Source organism: Candidatus Omnitrophota bacterium, from assembly GCA_018894435.1.
Taxonomy (GTDB): Bacteria; Omnitrophota; Gorgyraeia; order JAHIPI01; family JAHIPI01; genus JAHIPI01.
In genome coordinates this window covers 1-8,687 of record JAHIPI010000059.1, presented here as the reverse complement: position 1 = coordinate 8,687, position 8,687 = coordinate 1, and the positions used below count along the sequence as shown (strand labels likewise).

General features: G+C 44.6%; 9 protein-coding genes and 1 tRNA gene. 7 read left to right on the top strand and 3 right to left on the bottom strand.

Going from position 1 to position 8,687, the window contains the following annotated elements; genetic code table 11:
• Nucleotides 1-314 precede the first annotated feature (314 nt).
• From hflK to KKI13_04535, 6 genes are all read left to right on the top strand, one after another.
• A complete protein-coding gene (gene hflK / locus KKI13_04560) occupies nucleotides 315-1,313 on the top strand; it encodes an FtsH protease activity modulator HflK (protein ID MBU4488319.1) in 999 nt (332 codons plus the stop codon).
• Nucleotides 1,310-2,272 (top strand): protease modulator HflC, encoded by a 963-nt coding sequence (hflC, locus tag KKI13_04555; protein ID MBU4488318.1) that lies wholly within the window; start codon nucleotides 1,310-1,312, stop codon nucleotides 2,270-2,272. The genes hflK and hflC overlap by 4 nt, the downstream gene beginning before the upstream one ends.
• Before the next feature lie 28 nt (nucleotides 2,273-2,300).
• A tRNA-Ser gene (locus KKI13_04550) sits at nucleotides 2,301-2,388 on the top strand.
• Nucleotides 2,389-2,443: 55 nt separating this feature from the next.
• On the top strand, nucleotides 2,444-3,136 hold the full coding sequence (locus KKI13_04545; protein MBU4488317.1) for a TrkA C-terminal domain-containing protein: 693 nt from the start codon (nucleotides 2,444-2,446) through the stop codon (nucleotides 3,134-3,136).
• An 18-nt stretch (nucleotides 3,137-3,154) separates the two neighbouring features.
• Complete coding sequence (locus tag KKI13_04540; protein ID MBU4488316.1) at nucleotides 3,155-3,760, top strand: hypothetical protein; 606 nt, start codon at nucleotides 3,155-3,157, stop codon at nucleotides 3,758-3,760.
• 70 nt (nucleotides 3,761-3,830) lie between these two features.
• Nucleotides 3,831-4,493 (top strand): hypothetical protein, encoded by a 663-nt coding sequence (locus KKI13_04535; GenBank protein MBU4488315.1) that lies wholly within the window; start codon nucleotides 3,831-3,833, stop codon nucleotides 4,491-4,493.
• Here KKI13_04535 and KKI13_04530 read toward each other — a convergent pair.
• The gene (locus KKI13_04530) at nucleotides 4,480-5,676 is read right to left on the bottom strand and encodes an acetate kinase (protein MBU4488314.1); all 1,197 of its coding nucleotides are present in this window, start codon (nucleotides 5,674-5,676) and stop codon (nucleotides 4,480-4,482) included. The two genes, KKI13_04535 and KKI13_04530, sit on opposite strands and share 14 nt — an antisense overlap.
• Before the next feature lie 88 nt (nucleotides 5,677-5,764).
• Between KKI13_04530 and KKI13_04525 the strand changes: the two genes are divergently transcribed.
• Nucleotides 5,765-7,156: an anion permease gene (locus KKI13_04525; protein ID MBU4488313.1), complete on the top strand. Its 1,392-nt coding sequence runs from the start codon at nucleotides 5,765-5,767 to the stop codon at nucleotides 7,154-7,156.
• Between the two features lie 3 nt (nucleotides 7,157-7,159).
• On the opposite strand, the gene KKI13_04520 is transcribed toward KKI13_04525, so the two are convergent.
• Both KKI13_04520 and KKI13_04515 read right to left on the bottom strand, forming a co-directional pair.
• A complete protein-coding gene (locus KKI13_04520; protein ID MBU4488312.1) occupies nucleotides 7,160-8,386 on the bottom strand; it encodes a lysophospholipase in 1,227 nt (408 codons plus the stop codon).
• A gap of 10 nt (nucleotides 8,387-8,396) precedes the next feature.
• Nucleotides 8,397-8,687: hypothetical protein (locus KKI13_04515; GenBank protein MBU4488311.1), on the bottom strand; the 291-nt coding region annotated here is incomplete at its 5' end.

Here is an 8,687-nt window from a genome sequence, read left to right as displayed (position 1 = left end):
TCTTGCTTCTTAGTATGTAAACACTAAACATAAATTTTAAACTGCACAGCCCCAGCCGAAGGCTGGTCCGCCTTTGGCGGAACCTGCTCTACCTCAGCCGGAGGCTGATCCGCCTCTGGCGGAAACTGAGCTAGGGGGGAATATGTTTTACATATTGTAAAATGTGGTATAAATTATACGGGATTATGCCATCTTTGTCAATACGAAACCCTAGCTATCCGCGGCTAAAAACCGAATATGCTTGACATATTGCCTAAGGGACTATAGTATGACATCAGAGAGGTAGGCTAACAATATACTAATGGGAGGTTTATATGGATTTTGATAAGATTAAAGGGCCGGATGATTTATTTAGAAAGATACGCATAAAACCGCCCAACTTAAGCAAGGGGTTCTTGCCCGCTATCGCCGCCATGGCGACAGCAGTTATAATTCTGACCGGAATCTATTCAACGGGCCCTGATGAAGTCGGTATTATCAGGCGCTTCGGAAAATATGTCAGGACAACCCAACCGGGCCTGCACCTAAAGCTTCCCCTCCAAATAGAAACGGTAAATAACGTCAAAGTGAAATACATATTTAAGGAAGAGTTCGGTTTCCGCACGACAAAACCCGGAGTCGTCAGCCAATATTCCACCCGTTCATATTATGATGAATCGCTCATGCTGACAGGCGATTTAAACGTGCTCGTTGTGGAATGGATAGTTCAGTACAAAATCAAGGATCCCGTGAAGTTTTTATTCCAGTTGAGAGACCCGCGCGGTACTTTGCGCAATATATCCGAAGCTGTAATGAGGCAGGTCGTCGGCGATCATACGGTCAACGAAGTCCTCACCACGCGCAGGGTAGAGATAAACCAGACGGTTCAGGACCAACTTCAGAATATCCTAGATTCCTACACAAGCGGCATACAGATAGTGACAGTCAAATTGCAGGACGTTAATCCTCCCGACCCCGTAAAACCGTCTTTCAATGAAGTCAACGAAGCTAAACAGGAAAAAGAGAAAGTCATAAACCAGTCGTGGGAGGCCTATAACAAGGCGATCCCAAAAGCCCGCGGCGAAGCCGAAAAGACGATTAGCGAAGCGGAAGGATACGGCCTGCAGAGAATAAACAAGGCAAAAGGCGATGCCGCAAAATTCATGGATGTATGGCAATCTTACACAAAAGCGCAGGAGGTAACACGAAAAAGGCTCTACCTCGAAGCCATGAACGAAATATTACCGAAAGCAAAGGAAAAATTTATAATAGATCCCGAACAGAAGGGTATTCTCCCCCTTCTTCAGTTAAATCGTGAAGGGGGTGCGGAATGAAACAGCTAATATTTACCCTTGTAGCAGTCGTTTTTTTGATCGCGCTCCTCGCGGTAAGCGGAGCTTTGTATGTAGTCAATGAAATCGAACAGGTCGTGATAACGCAATTCGGCCAACCGATAGGCAAGCCGGTTACGGAAGCAGGACTACATTTTAAGATGCCGTTTATACAGCAGGCTAATTACTTTGAGAAAAGAATGCTGGAATGGGACGGCAACCCCAACCAGATACCTACGAAAGATAAAAAATATATATGGGTAGACACAACGGCGCGATGGCGCATAATCGACGCGTTAAAATTCCTGCAGTCAGTTGGCAATGAAATGGGAGCTCAGGCGCGTCTGGATGATATTATCGATTCCGCCACCCGGGACGCCGTTACCAGCAATAACCTCGTTGAAGTCGTCAGAAACACAAATACTATTATCGAGCAGAAGGGCGAGGAAATAGATGAGGACCGCGTAGGCCAGGCCCAGGAAGATCTTGAGACAATCTCACTCGGCAGAGAAGCGTTGACAAGGCAAATATTGGAAGAAGCTTCAAAGATTGTACCTCAATACGGCATTGACCTTATTGACGTAAGGATAAAACGTATAAATTACGTTGCGGACGTTCAGGAGAAAGTATTTGAAAGGATGATATCCGAAAGAAAGCGCGCCGCTGAAAAATACCGCTCCGAAGGGCAGGGTAAAAAGGCCGAAATAGAAGGACGTATGGCTAAAGACTTGAACCAGATACGTTCCGAGGCCTATAAAACGGCGGAAACACTAAAAGGTAAAGCTGACGCTGAGGCTACAAACATATACGCCGACGCTTACAATAACGACCCCGAATTTTATTCGTTTCTTAAGACACTCGATACATATAAAAATACGGTGGACGACAAGACAACCATCATCCTTACCACGGACAGCGAATATCTTAATTACTTGAAAGATAGTTCGAAGGTTTCGCGATAGGCCGCTATTATTGGTTTTTATGCGGGCTGGAAGGATGGGAGAGCGGTTTAATCCAGACGCCTCGAAAGCGTCCAGGCCGCAAGGCCTCGCAGGTTCAAATCCTGCTCCTTCCGCCAGTATTTCGGTTTTTACTTTGCATTGTGGCACAAACAGTGTATACTTTAATCAAATATGATAGCGCTTTCTGGCTTACTTATAATCATATTATTGTCAATCGTTGTAATAAGAATAGGGTCTATTGCTCTTGAACTTACCGGCCTTTCTCCCGAAATAGCTTCTTTCCAGGCGCAATCCGCATTCTCCGGAGTTGGATTCACGACCCGGGAATCAGAAGCCATAGTCACTCATCCCGTCAGGCGCCGCATCATAAGAATCCTCATCCTTCTAGGCAGCGCAGGAGTCACCACTTCCATGGCCACCTTAGTCCTCGCTTTCGTAGGCGAACACGGCAAAGCTGTCGCTATAAGGGCAATGATATTACTCACAGGTATCCTCGCGATATATCTCTTTGCCCGCTCCAGGCATATTTATGTCTTAATGAGAAAAATAATCAGTAAGGCCCTTGAAAAGTGGACTTCATTGCGTATATTTGACTACGAAGAGCTGCTTGGGTTTAATGAAGGCTACGCCATTTCAAGGATTGCAGTGCGAAACGACAGCTGGCTGGTTGATAAAAAACTGAGTGAATTGCGGCTTGATCAGCATGCCATACTCATATTGGCGATTTACAGAAAAGTTAATCATAAAAAGGAGGCCTTCATAGGAGGGCCTACCGGCGACACCGTAATCAAGGCAAAAGATGTCCTCGTCTGCTACTCCAAAGAAGACGCAAGTAAGAAGCTCGCCCGAAAACAGAAAGAATAAAGAGAAGGAGGTGTGGTTATGAAGAAAGTTATTTTTCCTGCTTTAATCGTTATCGCTTGCCTGGTAATTATATACGCGTTTTTCATGCCATGGGCAAAGATCGTAATTTCCGGAACTGAGGTATCAAAGCGGTTAATTGAAGCCGCTTCCAAGGGGCCTCTTAAAGATTCACCCCATGCGGCAAAGTTTATAAATAAACTCCAATCGGCAACAAAATCCATGGAAAAAATGGGAGACATAGAAATTAAATCTGTGGTCAGCGGCAATGATATCCCCACTCTGGTAAACCAAAAAGAATCAAAGACCGCTCTGGCGCTTATCCAGCTATTTTTCCCGGATGCCCAAGATATCGATAAAAAAGCAAAAATGGTATATCTTCTCCCTCTTCTCGCAATCGTCTGCATGGGGCTGGCAGCGGCGGGAGTAAAATATAGGATCTCCCCTCTTATAATAGCGATTATCGGCGGGGTGGTGTCAGGAGCCGGTTTATATAAACTTTCCACGCTGGGTAGTGCAAACCTGGCGGTAACATTGGGGATTGAAAACGGGCTATGGCTGACGATGTACGCATATCTTTTTATATGCATTGTTTCGATCGCCTGGCTTGCCCTCGGAAAAGAGTAATATAATAAGTTCGTATTATTGACATAGCACGATTCGTATGATACACTTATTATCAAAAAGGAGGTAAGGAATGGACACTATGGTGGCGCCCTTAAGGGAGCTTTTAACCCGTGGTTGGTTTTTCCTGGTAAATTTTCTCACTGCCATCCTCATATTTGTCATCGGCTGGCTTGTCGCAAAGCTGATCATGTCCGTCGTAACTAAACTGCTCAAGGCCATAAAGCTGGACTCTATTGCCGAAGATATCAAGATTGGCGCGTTTTTAAGAAACGGCGGCATAAAGTACACGCTGTCGGAACTCTTGGGTGTGGTTCTTTACTGGATAATAATCTTAGGGGTATTGATATCTGTCCTTGATATTATGGCCCTTATAGGAGTCTCCACCCTCCTCGATAAGATACTTCTATACCTGCCTAACGTAATAGGCGCCATTATAATATTGATACTCGGAATATTTATAGCGGCATTCGTCTCCACCGTAATAAGAGCCGCTACGGCCAACGTCGGGCTTCATCAGGCGGCACTGTTCGGAAAGATCTCGCAGATCGCCATAATAGTATTTACGGTGATGATCGCTTTGGATCAGCTGCAAATAGGGGCTGTGCTTGTCTCGGCGATGAATATAGTGCTCGCAACCGTAGGCCTTGCGCTAGCGCTTTCGTTCGGATTGGGCTCTAAAGAGATTGCCGGAAAGCTTATGGGAGAATGGTTAGATAAGCTTAAAGGTAAGTAAGCCTATAGGTTTCGCGGGCTATCATCAATTCTTCATTTGTGGGAATGATGAGGACTTTTACTTTTGATAAGTCGGTAGTTATGACTTTTTCCTTAACTGCCGACTTATTCTTTTTGGGGTCTATTTTAATGCCTAAGAAAGATAATTTTTCGCACACAGCGCTGCGCGTCGGCGCGTGGCGTTCCCCTATCCCGGCGGTAAATACTATAGCATCTACACCATCCATAGCCACCATATAGGAACCGACATACTTCTGAATCCTGTCCACAAAGACTTGAAAGGCAAGTTTCGCCCTTTTATTTCCTTTAGTAACAGCTTTATATACGTCGCGCATATCGCTTGAGATGCCAGAGATACCGAGAAGCCCGCTTTTTTTGTTAAGGAGATCGTCTATTGCTTTTGCCGAAAGCCCCTTCTTTTTGGAAAGATACAAGGCTATGGCCGGGTCTATGTCGCCCGAGCGCGTTCCCATCAATAATCCCTCAAGAGGAGTATAACCCATGCTCGTATTGATGGATCTTCCGTTTTTTACCGCCGTAATGCTGCAGCCGTTTCCGAGGTGAACTGTAATAAGCTTCAATTTATTTACGGGCCTATGCAATATTTCCGCTGCCCTTAACGCGACATATTTATGCGATGTCCCGTGAAAACCGTACCGCCTTATCCTATCTTTTTCATAGAGCGAGTATGGCAGCCCGTAAAGGTACGCGCTCGGCGGAATCGTCTGATGAAAGGCAGTGTCAAACACAGCTACGTGTTTTATGCCGGGAAGCAATTTTTGAGCCACTTTTATGCCTAATAGATTCGGCGGATTATGAAGCGGCGCAAGCTTAAAATATGATTTTATCACTTTTATAACTTGGCTTGTTATAACTACAGAGTCCGAAAATTTCTCACCGCCATGCACAACCCTGTGGCCAACGGCGCTTATTTCGGATATATCGCTTATTACCCCGTGTTCTTTATCGGCAAGAAGGCTGAGGGCCAGCCTGATCGCTGATTCGTGGTCGCGGATCTCTTTTAATATCTTTATCTCTTTACCGAAGGAGGTAGCATGGGTAAGTTCCGATTTTTTCAAACCGATCCGCTCTACCATGCCTCTTGCCAGCTCTTTTTTATCTTTTACGTCAAAGAGCTTATACTTGACTGAGGAACTGCCGGAGTTGATCACCAATACATTCATAAGGCCTGTATTTTAACACTAACAAATATAATTATCAACCTAAATATTCCCTGCCACAATCCGTATTTTATGGTATACTGTAAACAAAATGGTTAGACATTATCTATCTAAAATATTTATCCTCATATCAATCGTAGCAATAGTGGCCGTTACCGCTAGTGCGATAGGCCTTGATAAAAAACAGGCTACTACGTTAGCCATCTTCTCGCTGTCAATACTCGGCGCGCTTCTATTCTGGGATTTCCGCGTAAGTTTTGCGTTTTTCGGCTCAAGCTTGCTTCTTTTATTCCGCATTATGACCTTTCAGGAATTTATCCTTTTCTCTTCTATGGAAATCATATTGTTTCTTATAGGCATGATGGTCATTGTGGGTTTCTTGAGGGAGATAGGATTCTTTGCGTGGTTACTGGGAAAATTTATATTAGCCAACATGAGTGGCCGCCGCTTCTTCGTAACGTTGATGATCGGCTCGGCCCTTTTTGCCTGCATGCTTGACGAAGTAACATCTATCATGTTCGTCATAATGCTGATATTTGAGATAAGCGATTATTACGAAGTAAATCCCGTGCCTCTCATAATAGCGTCTGTGTTTGCCACTAACATAGGGTCTTCGGGAACTGTCTTAGGAAACCCCATAGGCATATTGATAGCCACCAAGGCCTCGCTCACATTTGAGGATTTCATCACACACGCCTTTCCGCTTACCATGTTAAGCTTAGCCTTGATCATGTTTCCGCTTATGTTTATATTTAAAAAATCTATACGGGAACTGGATGAAAAAATAAAAGAATCCGGCGGCAATGAAATACTCGCGAAGCTCTTGAATGTGCCGCCTGAAAGAAAGATAAAGATAGGAATGGTTATATTCGGTATAACTATGGCCGCGCTGGTATTTCACCATCGTTTTGAACTTTTGCTGGGCCTTGAGGCAAATACAATATTGCTGATAACCCCGCTTATCTCCGCAAGCTGTATAATGATGTGGCAGCGCGATAAGGCCAGAAGTTATATAGAGAAAGACGTAGAATGGTGGACACTCCTTTTCTTTCTATTTTTATTCGCGCAATCCGGCGCCCTTACGCACGTAGGTATAGCGGATTTCTTCGCTAATAAACTCATGGCATTTGTCGGAGGAAGCCGCAGTGTCCTTGTGAGCATAGTATTTTTTACAAGCGGCATCGTCTCCAGCATGCTGGATAATGTGGTCGTGGTGGCTACGTTTATACCCATAGTAAAAGGGCTTATAAGCATAGATTCTACTTACAATGTACTCTGGTGGGCGCTTCTATTCGGCGCCTGCTACGGCGGCAATATGACCATAATAGGGTCGACCGCAAATATCATCGCTATTGGGGCGCTGGAGAAAGCGCGCAAGGGAAGCATAAGTTTCTTGGAATGGTTTAGGGTGGGGTTTTTTATAACGGCGATTACGCTGGCAATCGTCTGGATCTTTATGCTCTTCCTTCCTTATTATAAGTAGTACTTACTTTACGGCCGCTCGGGTACGTGCGTCAAGCCAATTTAATATCACAGGATAGACCTCTTTTTCGGAATTCTTGCCTAAAATCAAGTCGCAGTGGCCGTAATCCGCAGAATATCCGTTTGCCTGAGAAAAGACTATCATGGTCTTGTCTTTGGATGAGATCCTGTCAAAGGCCTCCTTGAGCGCGCTTTCTGAGACAAATCCGTCGCCGCTTCCTGCCAGCATAAGCGTGGGCACCTTAATGCGGCCGAGCGCACCTGTATAATCGAATTTTCCATCTTTGGATAACATCTTACCCGCTTTTATTGAATCCGAGAATTGCGTCACCACTCCCGGAGAAGTATCGTCTATCGCCTCCCTAAAAAAACGGAAGACGACCTTATTGTCCATGTTTTCCCGCTTTAGAAGAAGCTCTTCTATGGGGTTCTTTACGGCACCCAGCGTAACATTTCTTAATTGCGAGGCAACCGACGTGTTTATCAATAGAGATGCCGTCAATAAAGGCTTTTGGTCGGCGATCATCTTTAACCCCGGCGTCAGCGGATGATCTATAAACATCATCGAACTAACAGGAATAAAGCCGGCTATGTCATTCTGGTTTTCGGCCTCCAGATAACCATACATTATGATCCCGCCCATACTCTGGCCTATCCAGTAGACTTTGTTAAAGTGCGACTCTTTCTTCGCTAAATTTATTATTGCCGGGGCATCTTTGTGTATGTGATCATCTATGCTCCAGTCAAATTTTGTAAGGTCAGAAGGCGCTTTCATCAAAGTCTGCGGTATATTTATTAAATCGAGTTTTAACAGATTCCGCACATCCGCAATAAGTGGTTTTGAACTGAGGCCCGAGCCTCTTAAAGACGGCACCCACACATCATAACCGGCGCGCGCCAGATATGTCGCAAGCGAACACGACTTGTCAAGGTCCCAGAATTTATTGTTTATATTAAAACCGTGGCATAGTATTACGGCTGCCCTCTTCTTTATGGACGGGTCCTTGACGACATACCTATTTATGGATAACGTCCAGTTATCTTTGGTTTTAATATTGTAGATCTTTATATCCACATCCGGCGGCTCTTTATTTATATCCAAACCTATGCCCTGGGTCAGGTCTCCGACTAAAGGCAGGTTCTCCAGCATATTTTGGGCAAAGACATCGCCTCCGGCCATAAGAAGAGATACCGTTACTAGGAGTATTACCGCCGTTTTCAACATATTCATGAAGCCCCCTCTATTTTTTCAGCTTTTTCTGCAGGGCATAAAGCTGTTTTAAGTGCTTCTCTTCGGATTCTATTATGGCGTTTACTATCTTTTCTTCGCCTTTTTTAATATGCCTTTTTATATTATGCAGAAACAGCATAAAGTCCTTCTCAAAATTTATGCCCGCCCCTATCGCGTCTTCCTCGCTTATATCCTTTTCAAGGGACTTCTCGCGCACCTTGTCGCATTTAAAAGCGCTTTCCTCTGCTATAGCCTTTATATAAAGGATATATTCTCCCGGATACGCTTCAACCGGCTTATA

What these genes read in the sequence shown, in the direction of transcription:
- hflK (MBU4488319.1), top strand. Translation starts at nt 315, where the DNA reads ATGGATTTTGATAAGATTAAAGGGCCGGATGATTTATTTAGAAAGATA.
- hflC (MBU4488318.1), top strand. Translation starts at nt 1,310, where the DNA reads ATGAAACAGCTAATATTTACCCTTGTAGCAGTCGTTTTTTTGATCGCG.
- KKI13_04545 (MBU4488317.1), top strand. Translation starts at nt 2,444, where the DNA reads ATGATAGCGCTTTCTGGCTTACTTATAATCATATTATTGTCAATCGTT.
- KKI13_04540 (MBU4488316.1), top strand. Translation starts at nt 3,155, where the DNA reads ATGAAGAAAGTTATTTTTCCTGCTTTAATCGTTATCGCTTGCCTGGTA.
- KKI13_04535 (MBU4488315.1), top strand. Translation starts at nt 3,831, where the DNA reads ATGGACACTATGGTGGCGCCCTTAAGGGAGCTTTTAACCCGTGGTTGG.
- KKI13_04530 (MBU4488314.1), bottom strand. Translation starts at nt 5,676, where the DNA reads ATGAATGTATTGGTGATCAACTCCGGCAGTTCCTCAGTCAAGTATAAG.
- KKI13_04525 (MBU4488313.1), top strand. Translation starts at nt 5,765, where the DNA reads ATGGTTAGACATTATCTATCTAAAATATTTATCCTCATATCAATCGTA.
- KKI13_04520 (MBU4488312.1), bottom strand. Translation starts at nt 8,386, where the DNA reads ATGAATATGTTGAAAACGGCGGTAATACTCCTAGTAACGGTATCTCTT.